Source organism: Roseobacter sp. AzwK-3b, assembly GCF_000170875.1.
GTDB lineage: Bacteria > Pseudomonadota > Alphaproteobacteria > Rhodobacterales > Rhodobacteraceae > Roseovarius > Roseovarius litoreus.
The window spans coordinates 78,286-93,751 of record NZ_ABCR01000011.1; the positions used below are offsets into that span (position 1 = coordinate 78,286).

General features: G+C 64.6%; 14 protein-coding genes. 12 read left to right on the forward strand and 2 right to left on the reverse strand.

Going from position 1 to position 15,466, the window contains the following annotated elements:
- The first annotated feature begins 12 nt into the window (after window positions 1–12).
- The 6 genes from RAZWK3B_RS16845 to RAZWK3B_RS16870 all read left to right on the forward strand — a co-directional run bounded on the left by RAZWK3B_RS16845 (window position 13) and on the right by RAZWK3B_RS16870 (window position 6,870).
- Window positions 13–870 carry a PhnD/SsuA/transferrin family substrate-binding protein gene (locus RAZWK3B_RS16845; RefSeq protein WP_007817260.1) on the forward strand — a complete coding sequence of 286 codons (858 nt, stop codon included), beginning with the start codon at window positions 13–15 and terminating at the stop codon, window positions 868–870.
- 73 nt (window positions 871–943) lie between these two features.
- The gene (locus tag RAZWK3B_RS16850; RefSeq protein ID WP_007817262.1) at window positions 944–1,759 is read left to right on the forward strand and encodes a phosphonate ABC transporter ATP-binding protein; all 816 of its coding nucleotides are present in this window, start codon (window positions 944–946) and stop codon (window positions 1,757–1,759) included.
- Window positions 1,752–2,552: a phosphonate ABC transporter, permease protein PhnE gene (gene phnE, locus RAZWK3B_RS16855; RefSeq protein ID WP_007817264.1), complete on the forward strand. Its 801-nt coding sequence runs from the start codon at window positions 1,752–1,754 to the stop codon at window positions 2,550–2,552. The genes RAZWK3B_RS16850 and phnE overlap by 8 nt, the downstream gene beginning before the upstream one ends.
- Window positions 2,553–2,769: 217 nt before the next feature.
- A complete protein-coding gene (locus RAZWK3B_RS16860) occupies window positions 2,770–3,426 on the forward strand; it encodes an ABC transporter ATP-binding protein (RefSeq protein WP_007817265.1) in 657 nt (218 codons plus the stop codon).
- Complete coding sequence (locus RAZWK3B_RS16865) at window positions 3,423–5,822, forward strand: FtsX-like permease family protein (RefSeq protein ID WP_007817266.1); 2,400 nt, start codon at window positions 3,423–3,425, stop codon at window positions 5,820–5,822. The genes RAZWK3B_RS16860 and RAZWK3B_RS16865 overlap by 4 nt, the downstream gene beginning before the upstream one ends.
- A complete protein-coding gene (locus RAZWK3B_RS16870) occupies window positions 5,812–6,870 on the forward strand; it encodes a lipocalin-like domain-containing protein (RefSeq protein WP_007817268.1) in 1,059 nt (352 codons plus the stop codon). The genes RAZWK3B_RS16865 and RAZWK3B_RS16870 overlap by 11 nt, the downstream gene beginning before the upstream one ends.
- A gap of 64 nt (window positions 6,871–6,934) precedes the next feature.
- Here RAZWK3B_RS16870 and RAZWK3B_RS16875 read toward each other — a convergent pair whose 3' ends face one another.
- Window positions 6,935–8,257 carry an acetamidase/formamidase family protein gene (locus RAZWK3B_RS16875; protein WP_007817271.1) on the reverse strand — a complete coding sequence of 441 codons (1,323 nt, stop codon included), beginning with the start codon at window positions 8,255–8,257 and terminating at the stop codon, window positions 6,935–6,937.
- Between the two features lie 126 nt (window positions 8,258–8,383).
- On the opposite strand from RAZWK3B_RS16875, the gene RAZWK3B_RS16880 reads away from it, so the two are divergent.
- From RAZWK3B_RS16880 to RAZWK3B_RS16895, 4 genes are all read left to right on the forward strand, one after another.
- Window positions 8,384–9,052: a cupin domain-containing protein gene (locus RAZWK3B_RS16880; protein WP_007817273.1), complete on the forward strand. Its 669-nt coding sequence runs from the start codon at window positions 8,384–8,386 to the stop codon at window positions 9,050–9,052.
- Between the two features lie 558 nt (window positions 9,053–9,610).
- Window positions 9,611–10,849 carry an aminopeptidase gene (locus RAZWK3B_RS16885; protein WP_007817277.1) on the forward strand — a complete coding sequence of 413 codons (1,239 nt, stop codon included), beginning with the start codon at window positions 9,611–9,613 and terminating at the stop codon, window positions 10,847–10,849.
- A 10-nt stretch (window positions 10,850–10,859) separates the two neighbouring features.
- Window positions 10,860–11,648 carry a ZIP family metal transporter gene (locus RAZWK3B_RS16890; protein ID WP_007817279.1) on the forward strand — a complete coding sequence of 263 codons (789 nt, stop codon included), beginning with the start codon at window positions 10,860–10,862 and terminating at the stop codon, window positions 11,646–11,648.
- A 100-nt stretch (window positions 11,649–11,748) separates the two neighbouring features.
- Complete coding sequence (locus RAZWK3B_RS16895) at window positions 11,749–12,225, forward strand: DUF411 domain-containing protein (protein WP_007817281.1); 477 nt, start codon at window positions 11,749–11,751, stop codon at window positions 12,223–12,225.
- Here the strand turns inward: RAZWK3B_RS16895 and bhcR are convergent.
- Window positions 12,210–13,058: an HTH-type transcriptional regulator BhcR gene (gene bhcR / locus RAZWK3B_RS16900; RefSeq protein ID WP_007817283.1), complete on the reverse strand. Its 849-nt coding sequence runs from the start codon at window positions 13,056–13,058 to the stop codon at window positions 12,210–12,212. The two genes, RAZWK3B_RS16895 and bhcR, sit on opposite strands and share 16 nt — an antisense overlap.
- A gap of 198 nt (window positions 13,059–13,256) precedes the next feature.
- On the opposite strand from bhcR, the gene bhcA reads away from it, so the two are divergent.
- Window positions 13,257–14,450: an L-aspartate--glyoxylate aminotransferase BhcA gene (gene bhcA / locus RAZWK3B_RS16905; RefSeq protein WP_007817284.1), complete on the forward strand. Its 1,194-nt coding sequence runs from the start codon at window positions 13,257–13,259 to the stop codon at window positions 14,448–14,450.
- On the forward strand, window positions 14,450–15,418 hold the full coding sequence (gene bhcB / locus RAZWK3B_RS16910) for a beta-hydroxyaspartate dehydratase BhcB (protein ID WP_007817286.1): 969 nt from the start codon (window positions 14,450–14,452) through the stop codon (window positions 15,416–15,418). The genes bhcA and bhcB overlap by 1 nt, the downstream gene beginning before the upstream one ends.
- The last annotated feature ends 48 nt before the right edge of the window (window positions 15,419–15,466 follow it).

Below are 15,466 nucleotides of genomic sequence, written 5' to 3' on the forward strand. Positions count from 1 at the left end.
TGGAGAGGCTCAATGATCCGTTCCCTGCTCGCCGCCGCCGCGGTTTCCGTCGCTGCCATCCCCCCCGCCATCGCCGAACCGCTGAAATTCGCGGTCACCGACATCGAAGGGCTTGAAGCCCTGCAACAGGAGTTTGGCGCGTTCGAGGCCAAACTCGAAGAGCTGACCGGCTATGAGGTCGATCTGTTCCCGGTCTCGTCGCGCACCGCCGCTGTCGAGGCACTCAAGCAGGACAAGGTCGATCTGGTGCTGACCGGCCCGGCCGAATACGTCGTCATCAAGGAGCTGACCGATGCGGTGATCGTGACCGCATGGCAGCGCCCGAACTATTTCGCGCAGATCGTCACCTTGTCGGATGGTCCGATCAAGTCGGTGCAGGATCTCAAGGGCAAGACCGTGACCTTTGGGTCGGTCGGCTCGACCTCGCAGCATCTGGGACCGGCGCAGGTTCTGGCGGATTTCGGTCTGGCCTATAACACCGACTACCAGCCGCAGATCATCTCGCGCAATCTGGCGGTCGAGGCGCTGATCCGCGGAGATGTGCAGGCGGTGGGCATGAATGAAGGCCATCTTAGCCGCATCCGCGAGGCGTTCCCCGATACGGCCTTCACCGTGGTGGCGCGCGGTCGGGATCTGCCCAACGATATCCTTGTGGCGCGTTCGGACATGGATCAGGAGGCCGTCGCCGCCGTCAAGGCCGCCTTTGTCGATCACTCGGTCGAGCTGATGCAGGCGGTGCTGACTGGCGAGGACAACCAGAAGTTCAAGGGTGGGTTCTTCCTGACGCAGGTCGATGACAGCGAGTATGACTACGTGCGCTCGATGTATGCGACCATCGGTGTCGATACGAGCGACTTCGTGGGCAACTGAGCCCGTCTTGGCGATGAGGCCGGGGGCGGATGCTCCCGGCCCTTGGCCCTTTTGCGTTCAAATCCCAGGGGGCATGATGCTTGATCTCGTGACCGACCGCCCGAGTGGCGCCGCCGCAAAGGCGCAGGCGCTGGCCCAGAACGGCCCGCTGATCGCGGCGCATGGCCTGTGCAAATCCTATGACCGGCGCCGCACGATCCTTGACGGGGTCGATCTGGAGATCGCGGCGGGCGAGCGGGTTGCGTTGATCGGCTCAAACGGCAGCGGCAAGTCCACCCTGCTGAAAAGCCTGATCGGGTTGCATCCGATCTCGGGCGGGACGCTGCAGTGTTTTGGCGAGCCGGTGGATGCGCGCGGCAGCCGCAAACAGCGGCTGGCCATGCGGCGGCAAACCGGCTTCGTCTTTCAGAAACACTGTCTGGTGCGGCGCCGCACGGTGCTGTCCAATGTCATTCATGGCCTTTTCGGGGACGCGGGAAGCTGGCGGGCGTTTTCGCATTCTCTGGCGCCGCCCGAATGGCGTGATCGCGCGATGCAGGCCTTGGCCGAGGTCGATCTGGCCGACAAGGCGCTTGAGCGCGCCGACGCTTTGTCGGGCGGACAACAGCAGCGCGTGGCGATTGCCCGTGCGCTTGTGCGTCGTCCCCGCCTGTTGATCGCGGATGAGCCTGCGGCCAGTCTTGACCCGGTGTCGGGGCGCAATGTGATGGAATTGTTCACCCAGCTGTGCCGGGATCACGGCATCACGCTGCTTTATACATCGCATGACATGGCGCATGCGGTGGATTACGCGGATCGGGTTGTGGCGCTGAAAGGCGGCAAGGTGCTGTTCGACCGGCCCGCGGCACAGGTCACGCGCGCCGATCTCAAGGATACGTTCGATGGCTGATCGCAGGTTGGAGGCGCCTGGCCGCTTCACGGGGTTTTCGCCGCTCAATTTCGCGCTGCTGGTGGGTTTGGGCGCGGTGATCCTTGCCTCGATGGGCAAGGTGGCGCCGTCGCCGCAGCAATTGGCGGATGGTGTGCCGGGGATGGTCAATCTTGTGGGGCGCATGCTGCCGCCCAATACCGAACCTGCGTTTATGGCGCGGATCGGGTTGCGCATCCTCGAGACCTTCCAGATCGCGCTGGTCGGTGCTGCCATTGGTATCGTGCTGAGCCTGCCAATCGCGTGGTGTGCGGCGCGGGGCGTGTCGCCGCTTGGGCGCGGCAATCTGCTGGTCAAGGCGTTCGTGTCGTTCCTGCGCACGGTGCCCGATCTGGTCTGGGCGCTGATTTTCGTGGCCTCGATCGGGCTGGGGGCGGTGGCGGGCACCATGACGATCGTGGTCGACACGATCGGCTTTTGTGGCCGGTTCTTTGCCGAAGCGATGGAGGACGCCGAAAAAGAGCCGCAAGAGGCGTTGTCGGCTATCGGGGCGGGGCGCGGCTCGATCCTTGTGGGGGCGATCCTGCCGGATATCATGCCGTCGCTGATCAACGCGTCGCTCTTCGCTTTGGAAAAGGCGGTGCGGTCGTCCGTGGTGCTGGGGCTGGTGGGGGCTGGCGGGATCGGGCAGGAACTCAAGGTGGCGTTCGATCTCTTTCAGTATCGCAACGCATCGATGATCATTCTTGCGATTTTTGCCATCGTGCTGCTGATGGAGTTGTGCACCGACAAGCTGCGCGCGCGTATCCAGTGACCCGAATGGCAGGCTGAGACGCAAAGCGTTTCGCGGAAAACCTGCATCAAGGATTTTCGCGAAATGCGGTGCTGGGTTCAATCGTTGCACGCGTTCCGCCTGTCGCTGATGCCTTGGGTTGAAGGCGGAACGCTTTATTGGCCACCGGGTCGATTTTCGGCGCCTGTGGCTTTTCATCCGCTGCGCATGGCATAGCTTCCCATCAGACGGAGGTGCCATGTTGCTGCAGATCGACAATCTGACGAAATCCTATGCCGGGCCGGAAGGCCCGACAGAGGTGCTGCGTGGCGTGAGCCTGTCGCTGGATGCGGGCGAAACCCTTGCGCTGACTGGCGAGTCGGGGTCGGGCAAAAGCACGCTTCTGCATCTGGTGGGCGGGCTGGACACGGCTGATGGTGGCTGCATCCGGCTGGATGGTCAGGAGGTGACGCGCCTCGATGACACAGGGCGCGCGGCCTTGCGGCGCGGCACGGTGGGGGTGGTGTTCCAGCAGTTCAACCTGATCCCGTCGCTGAGCGTGGCGGCGAATATCAGCTTTCAGGCCCGGCTTGCCGGGCGCTTCGACCAGGCCCGCGCCGACCGACTGGCCGAGGCTTTGGGCCTGACCGGGCAATTGGCGAAATACCCTGAGCAATTGTCGGGCGGCCAGCAGCAGCGTGTCGCCATCGCCCGGACGCTGGCCGCGCGGCCACGGCTTGTGCTGGCGGATGAGCCGACCGGCAATCTGGACGAGGCGACCGCCGCGGTTGTGATCGAAGAAATGCTGGCGCTTGTCCACGAGACGGGCGCCGCGCTGATGATGGTGACGCATTCCCCGGCGCTTGCGGCGCGGGCGGGGCGGCGGCTGCATCTGCGGCAGGGGCGGTTGGAATGATCGCGGCGGCGGGTCAGGCGCTCTGGTCGCATTGGCGGCGCAATCCTTTGCAGCTTTTCACGCTGGTGGCGGGGCTGGCGCTGGCCACGGCGCTTTGGTCGGGGGTGCAGGCGCTGAATGCGCAGGCGCGCAGCAGCTATGACGCGGCCGCGGCCCTGTTGGGCGAGGGGCGGTTCGATCAGCTGGTTCCGCGCAGCGGCGATACGATCGCACAAGACCGCTTCGTGAGTTTGCGCCGTGCGGGCTGGCTTGTCGGTCCGGTGATCGAGGGCAGTCTGGACGCAGGGGGCGAGCGGGTGCGTATCGTCGGGATCGATCCGCTGACAGCGCCCGGCGGGGCAGGGCCGATCACGCAGGCCGGTGATGCCCCCTTGCAAAGCTTTCTGTCCGAACGGTTGATCTTTGCCCATCCGGATATCGCCGAGGCGTTGGCGCGGAGCGTGACACCGCGCGTGGTGGCCGATCCGGGGCTGGCCCCCGACACGGCTGTGACCGATATCGGCGTCGCGCAATCCCTGCTGGATCGCCCGCAGGAGCTCAGCCGCCTGATGCTGGCCGAAAGCCAGCCGCGCGGTCGCCCCCCGCTGGACGAGATCGCGCCCGATCTGGTGCTGCGCCCATCGCAGCAAAGCTCGGATATCGGCCAGCTGACCGGCAGCTTTCATCTTAACCTGACGGCGTTCGGGTTGCTGAGTTTCGCGGTGGGTATCTTCATCGTGCATGGCGCGATCGGCCTCGCGTTCGAGCAACGGCGCGGCATGGTGCGCACGCTGCGCAGTCTGGGGCTGCCGCTGCGGCATCTGATCGGGCTGATGGCGGCGGAACTGGCGGTGATCGCTTTGATTGCGGGGGCTGTCGGAGTGGTGCTTGGATACCTTTTGGCGGCGGCCCTTCTGCCGGATGTGGCGGCTACGCTGGAGGGGCTTTATGGCGCGCAGGTGTCGGGGGCGCTGAACCTTGAGCCGTCGTGGTGGCTGTCGGGTCTGGGGATCGCACTGGCGGGCACGGGGCTTGCGGCGTCGGGCGCGTTCTGGCGGATCGCGCGGATGCCGGCGTTGGCCAACAGCGATGCGCGCGCATGGAGCATGGCTGCAGGCCGGCGTCATGCTCTGCTGGCGATGGCTGGTCTGGGGCTTTTCGGGATGGCGGCGGGGTTGGTGTGGCTTGGCAGCGGTCTGATCGCGGGGTTTGCCGGTGTCGCCTGTCTTCTGTTCGGGGCGGCATTGGTCTTTCCGTTGATCCTTGAACGTGCGCTCAAGACGGCCGAGCGCCGGGCAAGGTCCGTGCGGTGGGAATGGTTCTGGGCCGATACGCGCCAGCAGGTGCCGGGCCTCAGTCTTGCGCTGATGGCGCTGTTGCTGGCGATGGCGGCGAATATCGGGGTGTCGACCATGGTGTCGAGTTTCCGGCTGACCTTTACCGGCTTTCTGGATCAACGTCTGACTGCCGGGCTTTATGTGGCCACCGATGATGCGGCGCAGGCGGAGGCGCTTTTGTCCTTTGTCGAAGGACGTGCGGAGGGCGTTCTTCCGCTCTTGTCCGCCGAGACGCGGCTTGCGGGCCAGAAGGCCGAGATACTTGGCGTGCGCGTCGGCCCGGCCTATCGCGACAACTGGTCCTTTATCGCGCAGGATGGGGCTGTGTGGGATCGGGTGGCTGCGGGCGAGGCTGTCATCATCAACGAACAGATGGCCCGCCGTGCCGATCTGTGGCCGGGGGACAGGCTGCCCCTTGCGCCGGGGCGCGAGGTGCCGATTGCGGGCGTGGTCAGCGATTATGGCAATCCGATCGGGCAGGCGGTGATCGGCGAGGGGCTGTTCGGCGCATTGTTCCCCGAGACGCGCGCGACAAGGTTCGGCCTGCGGACACAGGCCCCCGATGCCTTGCGGGATGCGCTGGTCGATGCGGGCATCGTGGAGGAGGGGCAGATCACCGATCAATCCGCGCTCAAGGCGTTTTCCATGGGGGTGTTCGAGCGGACATTCACCGTGACGGCGGCGCTCAATGTGCTCACGCTGGCGGTTGCGGGCTTTGCCATCCTGATGAGCCTGCTGACGCTGGCGGGCATGCGCATCCCGCAGCTTGCCCCTGCCTGGGCGCTTGGCCTCACCCGGCGCGAGCTTGGCCGGTTGGAGCTTTGGCGCGCGGTGATCCTTGCCGCGCTGACGCTGATGGTGGCGGTGCCTTTGGGGCTGGCGCTGGCGTGGATGTTGCTGGCGGTCATCAATGTCGAGGCGTTCGGCTGGCGGTTGCCGATGTTTCTGTTCCCCTTGGATTACGCGGTGTTGGGGACGCTTGCGCTATGTGCGGCGATGGCCGCCGCCGCATGGCCTGCGCTGAAGTTGGCGCGCACGCCGCCATCGCATCTGCTGAAGGTGTTCGCGCATGAGGGGTGATCGTATTGCATGGCTGCTGGCTTTGGTGCTGGTGCTGGCCTGTCCGGTGCAGGCGCCGGCGCAGGGGTTTGCCGGGATGGGCAGCGATGCGCAAGGTTTCGCCGTGCCACAGCCCGACCCGCAATTCGCCTTTCCGCAAGATCACGGCCCGCACCCCGATTACCGGATCGAGTGGTGGTACCTGACAGCCAATCTGAGCGGCCCTGACGGTGCGCCCTACGGGTTGCAATGGACGCTCTTTCGCTCGGCGCTGGCCCCGGGCGAAGGCCCGGGATGGGACAGCCCGCAGATCTGGTTCGCCCATGCCGCGATCACCACACCGCAGGCGCATCACAGCGCCGAACGCTTTGCCCGTGGCGGGATCGGGCAGGCCGGTGTCACGGCGGCGCCGTTCGAGGCGTGGATCGATGATTGGCGCATGGCGGGCGAGACGCTGGAGGATGTGAGGCTGACCGCGACGGGCGATGTCTTTTCCTATGACATGCGCCTGCAGGCCGAGGGGCCGTTGGTGTTTCACGGCGATGGTGGCTATTCGGTCAAATCGGCGGCGGGGCAGGCGAGCTACTATTACTCGCAGCCGTTTTTCCGCATCTCCGGACAGTTGACCCTCCCCGAGGGCGTGGTGCCGGTCACCGGCACCGCCTGGCTGGACCGGGAATGGTCGTCGCAGCCGCTGGCGGAGGATCAAACCGGGTGGGACTGGTTTTCATTGACGTTCGAGGATGGTGACAAGCTGATGGGATTCCAGCTGCGTCAAACCGATGGCACGGCATTCAGTTCCGGCACATGGATCGGGCCGGATGGGGCGACCCGTGCCTTGCAGGACGGAGAGGTTATCGCCAGCCCGCTGGAGACGACCCGCGTCGCGGGGCGCGACGTGCCGACGCGCTGGCGGCTCGAAGTGCCGGGTTATGGCGTGGATGTCGAAGTGGGGGCGATCAACCCCGATGCATGGATGCACACCAGCGTGCCCTATTGGGAAGGCCCTGTGGTGGTGTCGGGCAGCCATGCGGGGCGGGGCTATCTGGAAATGACCGGCTACGAATGACGAGGGGCGCGGCGCCGGTGGTCCCGGTCCGCGCCCCTGCGGTTTTCACATGGTCAGGCGTCGATCACAGCCCGTATTGCTCGCGGGCGTAATCGCCCAGACCCACCGCATCCAGCTTGGCCAAGGGCGCGAGGAACGTGACCTGAATGACCCCCGGTGCGCGGCCGATCTCGATCGCGCCGTTCACGGTGGCGCGGTTACGCACCTCGGCCACGGTCATGTCCAGCAGCTTGGCGGCGCGCGCCAGCCCGTTTTCGATCGCCTCGTTCAGATTGGCCGCCGTGCCGATCACCGACACCGGTGCAAGTGGTTCGATCTGTGACACGCCCCATTTGGTTGCAAGCCGCTGCCCTTTGGCTTTTTCGGCTTCGGTAAAGGGTTTGGTGAGGGGCGGGAGGTCTTCTTCGAGCGGGAAGAGCACAGGCCCATCGAGCGGGTAGTTTTTCACCACTTCGACCTGCAGGGTGACGCTGCCCGATACATCCATCGTGTGTCCCGCGATTTCGCCATCGCCCTGACCGGCATGCATGTCGCCCATATAGACCCCGGCCCCCGGCACCTTGACCGGGCAGACAAGGATCGCTCCGGCGCGCACCGCGTCGATATCCATATGGCCGTCGGTCTTGTGCTCGTTGAGCTGTTCGACCGTGATGCCGTAGTCATGCGGCGCGCCCACAAGGAAGGCGCCGAAATCGCCGGCGTTATGGCTGTCGGGCATCGGCATGGAGGGGCAGGTGCCAAGCTGACCCATGAAGGGCCGCATCCGGATCAACGTGCCGGGCATGTCCGACGGCGCGAAATGCAGGATCGAATGCTGGCGGCTTTCATCGGGCAGCGCCGAGTAATGATCGGCCTGAGCGGCGATGGCTTCGGCCGCCTCGTGCGGCAGGGTCAGGCCCACGCTGCGCGTATCATCGAAGGTGACGGTATAGCCGTGCACGATTTCAAAGGGTTTGACGGCATTGCCGCAGACGTCGCATTTGACCGAATCCTGTCCGCTGCCTTCGATATGCGTCTCGGGCCAGACGGTGTCGCAGGTCGGGCAGCGCGCCGCGACATAGGGATCGCCCAGACAGAACCCTTCGGGCGAGCTGTCATGGCCGGATGCGGTGGCGATCGAGGTCACTGTGATGTCGCGGATGCGGATCGCGACGCCATCGCCAACCTCGGCGCCTTCCACGAAGATCGGTTTCGTGACTTCATGTCCGCCGCGCAGGCGGGGTGTGATCATCGGCCCCCAGCATCCCGGTGCGGTGTTGGCGATGATGGTGCCGCCATTCTCGACCGGGCCGAGCATCGGCGCATCGGGATCGAGAACACTGTTGGTGAATTCCTGAACCACGACGCTGCGTCGCGATGTCGGTGACGCATTTCTTCCGTCCGGCATGATGATCTCCCCGTGTTTTGCGTTAGTATGAGGGGAGAATAATCCGTCGCATCGAATCCACAAGGCTGGATCACTCATTGCGGCCTTGCGGCTTCTGGCTGTGGCACGACTTGAAAGGACGAGATCATGGAGCTGAATTCCGATTTTTCGCAGCGCGTTCTGGTGCGGACCGAAAAAGAGCCGTGGCATCCCTCGCCCTCACCCGGGGTGGAACGACGCATGCTGGACAGGATCGGCGACGAGGTGGCGCGCGCCACCAGCATCGTGCGCTTCGCGCCGGGTCAGAGTTTTTCCCCGCATACCCATGGCGGCGGCGAGGAATTCATCGTGCTCGACGGCGTGTTTCAGGATGAGCATGGCGATTATCCCGCCGGAACCTATGTGCGCAACCCGCCGACCACCAGCCACACGCCCGGCTCGGACAAGGGCTGCACGATCTTCGTCAAGCTCTGGCAATTCGACCCCGAGGACCGCACGCAGTTCAGCACGCCCATGGCCGAGGGTCTTGTCGCGCAAGGCGATGGCGTGAAGGTCAACGAGCTTTTCCGCGATGGCCGCGAGATCGTGCGCTATTACGCGCTCGATGCCGGTGCCGCGCTCGACTTTGCGCCGGCGGGAGGGCTGGAACTGCTGCTGTTGTCGGGCTCTGTGCAAGATGGCGAAGACAGGCTGCACGCGGGCGACTGGCTGCGCCTGCCGGAGGGGGAGGCGCTCACGCTCAGTGCCGGGCCGGATGGCGCGACACTCTGGATGAAGACCGGCCATTTGCGTTTTGTCGCGGCGCCGGACAGCTGATCCGGCGCGCTCCATCCCTTTGATTGGTGGGAACTTGGGGTTGATCTTTCGGCACTCAGGGCCGATATACGGCCTCACCATCGGTATGGGCCTGCGCCATGCGCACGGCCACCATGCCCGGGTCCGAATGGGTCCACCCACATGCGATGCCGGCCTCCGGGCCGGACCGAGTGGACATCAACCGTCACGCGCGACACCCGAGCGGCTCTTGCCGCCCGCAGCCATTTGACGCTTCGGCCCACGATCTGAAACAGAACCGATAGGAGACAGCCATGAGCGATATGACGATTGAGGAAATCGAACAGCGGATCGAATCCCTTCAGAATTCGGGGATGCATCTGGCGGCCAAGGCGCTGATGCGCGAACTGCACCACCGGCGCAAGGCCGGTTGAGGTGGGATTGTAACCCATCACAATCCAAAACCGGGCCGCGCCGAAAGGGGGCGGCCCTTTTTGTTGGGTATGGCCCGGATCGCGGCCATGGGAAGGTGGCCTTGCCGCCTTGACCTTCGGCCCGGGTTCTTCGAACGTGCGCGCGACAGTAAATCAGGAGCAGGTCATGACACTTGAGGACAGATACGCGCCGCAACTGGACAAGCTGGCGGAGGTGGCGGTCAGGGTGGGTCTGAACCTGCAGCCGGGGCAAGACCTTGTGCTGACCGCGCCGGTGGCGGCGCTGCCCTTGGTGCGCCGTGTCGTGGCCGAGGCGTATCGCGCGGGCGCGGGGCTTGTGACGCCGATCCTGGGGGATGAGGCGTTGATGCTGGCGCGCTATCGTAATGCGCCCGACGACAGTTTCGACCGCGCGCCGGGTTGGCTTTACGAAGGGATGGCCAAGGCGTTCGAAGGAGGCGCTGCGCGTATGGCGGTCGTGGGCGATGACCCGATGCTTCTGGCCGATGAAGACCCCGCCAAGGTGGCGCGCGCCGGCAAGGCCAATTCCATGGCTTACAAGCCCGCGCTGGAACATATCGCCAATTTCGCGATCAACTGGTCGATCGCCAGCTATCCAAGCCCGTCATGGGCGCGTCGCATGTTCCCCGACCTGCCCGAGGATCAGGCGGTGGACAGGCTGGCGCAGGCGATTTTTGCCGCGTCGCGTGTCGATGCATCCGATCCCGTGGCTGCATGGCAAGCGCATAACGCCACTCTGCGCGCGCGGACCGAGTGGCTGAACGAGCAGCGGTTCGCTGCGCTCCATTTCACCGGACCGGGCAGCGATCTGACGGTCGGGTTGGCCGATGGGCATGAATGGCAAGGTGGGGCGTCGGTGGCGCGCAACGGTGTTAACTGCAATCCGAACATCCCGACCGAAGAGGTGTTCACCACCCCACATGCCGCCCGCACCGAAGGTCATGTGCGTGCCTCCAAGCCGCTGTCGCATCAGGGCAGCCTGATCGAGAATATCGAGGTCCGTTTCGAGGGCGGCCGCATCACCGAAGCCAGGGCCACCCGTGGCGAGGCCGTGTTGCACAAGCTGCTGGACACCGACGAGGGCGCGCGCCGTCTGGGCGAGGTGGCGCTGGTGCCGCATTCCTCACCGATCTCGCAATCGGGGCTGCTGTTCTACAACACGCTCTATGATGAAAACGCCGCGTGCCATATCGCACTTGGCCAGTGCTATTCCCAGTGCTTCGAGGGTGGCGACAGCCTCAGCCCTGACGAGATCGCTGCGCGTGGCGGCAATGCCAGCCTGATCCATGTGGACTGGATGATCGGCGGGGCCGAGACCGATATCGACGGTCTGCGCGAGGATGGTACGCGCGTTCCGGTGTTCCGGCAGGGCGAATGGGCCTGAGGCCGACGTGATGGATGGCTTTGCCTCACCGCTGATGCTGGGGTTTCTGGGCAGCCTTGCGGCAGGGCTGATGACGGCGGTCGGGGCTTTGCCGGTGCTGGCGGGGCGGGAGCCGGGACGGGCGTTTCGGGACATGTCGCTTGGCTTTGCCGCGGGCGTCATGCTGGCCGCGTCATTCTTTTCGCTGATTATCCCGGCGCTGGATGCGGCGGGGCAAACCTATGGGCGGGGCGCCATACCGGCGCTGATCGCCTGTGTGTCGATCCTGATCGGTATGGCGGCGGTGCATCTGATGAACGAGGCGCTCCCGCATGAGCATTTCCGCATGGGCCGCGAAGGGCCGGATGCGGTGGCGCTGCGTAGGGTTTGGCTGTTCATCTTCGCGATCACCATTCACAATTTTCCAGAAGGGCTGGCTGTTGGCGTGGGCTTTGGCGCGCATGGGCTCGAAGGCGGTTTGCCTCTGGCCATCGGCATCGGCTTGCAGAACGCACCCGAAGGGCTGGCCGTGGCGGTGGCTCTTCTGGGCGAAGGATACGGGCGGGCGCGAGCGTGGGTGATTGCGGCGCTGACCGGGCTGGTGGAGCCTTTGGGCGGTGTGCTTGGCGCGGGGCTTGTTTCGATCTCCGAGCCTTTGCTGCCTTGGGGTCTGGCCTTTGCGGCGGGGGCGATGCTCTATGTCATCAGCCACGAGATCATCCCTGAAACCCATCGCAGCGGCCACCAGAACAAGGCGACGCTTGGGCTGGCGGTGGGTTTGGTGGTCATGCTGTTTCTGGATGTCTGGCTGGCGGGCTGAGCCGGTGGACACGATTTCGTGCGCTGCGGGAACCGGCGGTTGGAGGCGGCGGTGGGCTGGTCTATGCTGACCTGCAACGCAAACCCGGAGGCCGAAGACGATGACACGCCCGACCCTGACCCGCCGCAGCCTGCTTGTCGGCAGTGCTGCCGTGACATTGAGCGCAGCCATGCCCGCCGCCGCCGCCGGGCGGCCGTTGATCCATGTTCTCAAAGACCCCAATTGCGGATGCTGCGGCGCCTGGATCGAGATCATGCAGGCCGAGGGGTTCGAGGTGACGACAGAAACCAGCTTCGGCACCGCGCTCAGCCGCTACAAGCTGGACAATGGCATTCCGCCCAAGATGGCCTCGTGCCACACGGGCAAGATCGCGGGCTACATGATCGAAGGCCATGTGCCTGCCGCCGACATCCGCCGCCTTCTCGACGAGCGGCCCGACGCGGTGGGGCTTGCCGTGCCGGGGATGCCCTATGGTTCGCCCGGCATGGGACCGGAAGACCGGCGCGAGGCGTATGACGTGCACTTGATCCGCCGTGATGGCACGACCGAGGTTTTCACCAGCTACGACGCCGCCTGATCCGCGACCTGAGACGGCTTGTTCGTCTCGGCCCCGAGGGCGCGGGACACGGCCGCCGCCGCTTCGCGCACCATCGCGCCGATCTCTTCGATCCGCGCCAGATCCATCCGATGGGTGGGCCCAGACACCGAAATGCCCGCCACGGGTTCGGCGAAGATGTTGAAGATCGGCGCCGCGACACAACGCATTCCGGCGGCCTTTTCCTCGTCGTCCCAGGCCCAGCCACGGGCGCGCGTCAGGGCCATGTCCTCGCGCAAGGCATCCGGATCGGTGATGGTTCTGTCGGTGAAGCGGGTCAGCGCATGCGCTTTGAGAAACGCTGCCATCCGATCATCGGCATATTGCGCCAGCAGCGCCTTGCCGATGCCCGATGCATGCATCGGCGAGACAGTGCCCGGTGGAAAGAAGGCCCGGATCGTCTGTGGGGTTTCCACCTGACTGATGAACATCACCTGTCCTGCCTGTTCGATCCCCAGATTGGCGGTTTCGCCCGTGCTTTGCATCAACTCGCGCATGCTGGCGCGGGCACGTTCGACCACGCCAGAGCGGCGCAGAAAGGCGGATCCGATCCGATAGGCCATCGCCCCTATGAACCATGTCTGCGTGCCGGTGTCGCTGTCGACGATGCCCCGCGCCTCGAGCGTGGCCAGCACGCGGTGGATCGTGGCGGGGGACTGCTCCAGCGTTTCGGCGATGTCGGTCAGCGTCAGACCGTCGCGCGCGGCAAGGCAATCGAGCACGTCGAATGCCCGGTCAAGCGACTGGATCGTGGTCTTGGAGGTGGGGCTGTTGAAGCCCTTTGGCCGTCCGCGCCGGCGTGTCGTCTGATCCATCCGTGGCTCCGATTCCGGTGGTTGTATCCGATGGTATTCTAAATGTGAAAAATAATTCCATCTAGTGAAAAAATACAAGTCATTGAAAAACATGTAAATACACCTGAACGCTTGTCTTCGAAAAAGTTTTTCAAAAAAATTGGGTTTGTGATGGCGGCTCTGTAAGTTGAACATCGACACACCGAGGAGGGCCATGTCATGAGCTTTCAGAACCCCGTTTTCATCCCGGGTCCGACCAATATGCCCGAGGAATTGCGCAAAGCCGTGGACATGCCCACGCTTGACCACAGGTCGCCACTCTTTGCCGATATTCTCCACCCTGCCCTGGAAGGCGTCAAAGCCGTGCTGAAATCGCAAACAGCAGAGGTATTCGTTTTTCCCGGCACCGGGACCGGCGGATGGGAGACTGCGATCAGCAACACGCTGAGCGCTGGCGATGCCGTTCTGGCTGCGCGCAACGGGATGTTCAGCCATCGCTGGATCGACCTGTGCCAGCGTCACGGTCTGGACGTGCAGGTGATCGAGGCGGGCTGGGGTGCGGGCTTGCCCGCAGACCGCTACGAAGAGGTTCTGGCCGCCGATACGGGGCACCGGATCAAGGCCGTGTTGGCCACCCATAACGAGACCGCGACCGGCGTCGTGTCCGATATCGCCGCGATCCGTCGCGCGATGGATGCGGCAAGCCATCCGGCGCTGTTGCTGGTCGATGGGGTCAGCTCGATCGGGTCGATGGATTTCCGCATGGACGAGTGGGGCGTCGATATCGCGGTGACCGGCTCGCAAAAGGGCTTCATGCTGCCCGCCGGTCTGGCCATCGTCGCCTTCTCGCCGCGTGCCATGCAGGCGGTCGAGGGGGCCACTCTGCACCGCACCTATTTCGATATCCGCGACATGGCCCGGGGTTATGCGGCGGGCGCCTATCCCTACACGCCTGCAGTCGGGTTGCTGAACGGTCTCAAGATGGCCACGGGCATGTTGCTGGACGAAGGGCTGGACAATGTCTTTGCCCGTCACCACCGGATTGCCGGAGGGGTGCGCCGTGCGGTGCATGCCTGGGGACTGGAGTTGTGCGCCGACAGCCCGGATCTGTGGTCTGACACCGTGTCGGCGATCCGTATGCCCGAGGGTGTGGATGCGAACCGTTTTGTTGCACATGCGGTCGAGCGGTATGGCGTCGCCTTCGGCACTGGTCTGGGTGAGCTCGCAGGCAAGGCGTTCCGCATCGGTCATCTGGGCCGCATGACCGACGTCATGGCCCTGAGCGGCATTGCCACGGCGGAAATGGTGATGGCCGATCTGGGCATGGATATCGCCCTTGGTTCGGGCGTGGCGGCGGCGCAGGCTCATTATCGCCTCGATCCCGCAACCACCACGAGGAAGGAGGCCGCGTGATGAAAGATACCGTGACGCAAATACCCACCTATGAGGACATGCTTGCCGCCCATGAGCGCATCAAGCCCTATATTCACCGCACGCCGGTTCTGACCTCGTCGTTCCTGAACGATCTCACGGGGGCCGAGCTGTTCTTCAAATGCGAGAATTTCCAGAAGGCCGGAGCGTTCAAGGTGCGCGGCGCCTCGAACGCAGTCTTCGGTCTCAGCGATGAGATGGCCGCGCGCGGTGTCGCCACCCATTCCAGCGGCAATCATGCGCTCAGTCTCAGCTATGCGGCGGGGCGGCGGGGCATCCCCTGTCACGTGGTCATGCCGCGCACCGCGCCGCAGGCCAAGAAGGACGCCGTGCGCGGCTATGGCGGGATCATCACCGAATGCGAGCCATCAACCACCTCGCGGGAGGCAGTGTTTGCCCAGGTGCAGGCCGAAACCGGGGCCGAGTTCGTGCATCCCTATAACGATCCGCGGGTGATCGCGGGGCAGGGGACATGCTCGAAAGAGTTGATGGAGCAGACCGACGGGCTGGATGCGGTGATCGCGCCCATCGGCGGTGGCGGTATGGTGTCGGGCTGTTGTCTGACGCTGAGCACGCTGGCGCCAGAGGTGGCGATCTATGCCGCCGAACCCGAGCAGGCCGACGACGCCTATCGCAGCTTCAAGGCGGGCCATATCATCGCCGATGACGCTCCTGAGACCATCGCGGACGGTCTCAAGGTGCCGCTGAAGGAAAACACCTGGCATTTCGTGTCGAACCACGTGACCGATATCCTGACCACCAGCGAACAAGAGATCATCGACGCGATGAAACTCACATGGGCGCGCATGAAGATCGTGATGGAGGCCAGCTGCGCACCGCCGCTTGCGGCCATTCTCAAGAACCCCGATATCTTCCGGGGCAAGCGCGTGGGAGTCATCATCACCGGCGGCAATGTCGATCTCGACAAACTGCCCTGGATGCGCGGCTAAGGCCTGGCCATCACGGGCCGGAGAGAACAGATATTTGAATTCCGAACA

Coding starts and splice junctions, on each gene's coding strand:
- RAZWK3B_RS16845 (WP_007817260.1), top strand. CDS start 13: ATGATCCGTTCCCTGCTCGCCGCCGCCGCGGTTTCCGTCGCTGCCATC.
- RAZWK3B_RS16850 (WP_007817262.1), top strand. CDS start 944: ATGATGCTTGATCTCGTGACCGACCGCCCGAGTGGCGCCGCCGCAAAG.
- phnE (WP_007817264.1), top strand. CDS start 1,752: ATGGCTGATCGCAGGTTGGAGGCGCCTGGCCGCTTCACGGGGTTTTCG.
- RAZWK3B_RS16860 (WP_007817265.1), top strand. CDS start 2,770: ATGTTGCTGCAGATCGACAATCTGACGAAATCCTATGCCGGGCCGGAA.
- RAZWK3B_RS16865 (WP_007817266.1), top strand. CDS start 3,423: ATGATCGCGGCGGCGGGTCAGGCGCTCTGGTCGCATTGGCGGCGCAAT.
- RAZWK3B_RS16870 (WP_007817268.1), top strand. CDS start 5,812: ATGAGGGGTGATCGTATTGCATGGCTGCTGGCTTTGGTGCTGGTGCTG.
- RAZWK3B_RS16875 (WP_007817271.1), bottom strand. CDS start 8,257: ATGCCGGACGGAAGAAATGCGTCACCGACATCGCGACGCAGCGTCGTG.
- RAZWK3B_RS16880 (WP_007817273.1), top strand. CDS start 8,384: ATGGAGCTGAATTCCGATTTTTCGCAGCGCGTTCTGGTGCGGACCGAA.
- RAZWK3B_RS16885 (WP_007817277.1), top strand. CDS start 9,611: ATGACACTTGAGGACAGATACGCGCCGCAACTGGACAAGCTGGCGGAG.
- RAZWK3B_RS16890 (WP_007817279.1), top strand. CDS start 10,860: ATGGATGGCTTTGCCTCACCGCTGATGCTGGGGTTTCTGGGCAGCCTT.
- RAZWK3B_RS16895 (WP_007817281.1), top strand. CDS start 11,749: ATGACACGCCCGACCCTGACCCGCCGCAGCCTGCTTGTCGGCAGTGCT.
- bhcR (WP_007817283.1), bottom strand. CDS start 13,058: ATGGATCAGACGACACGCCGGCGCGGACGGCCAAAGGGCTTCAACAGC.
- bhcA (WP_007817284.1), top strand. CDS start 13,257: ATGAGCTTTCAGAACCCCGTTTTCATCCCGGGTCCGACCAATATGCCC.
- bhcB (WP_007817286.1), top strand. CDS start 14,450: ATGAAAGATACCGTGACGCAAATACCCACCTATGAGGACATGCTTGCC.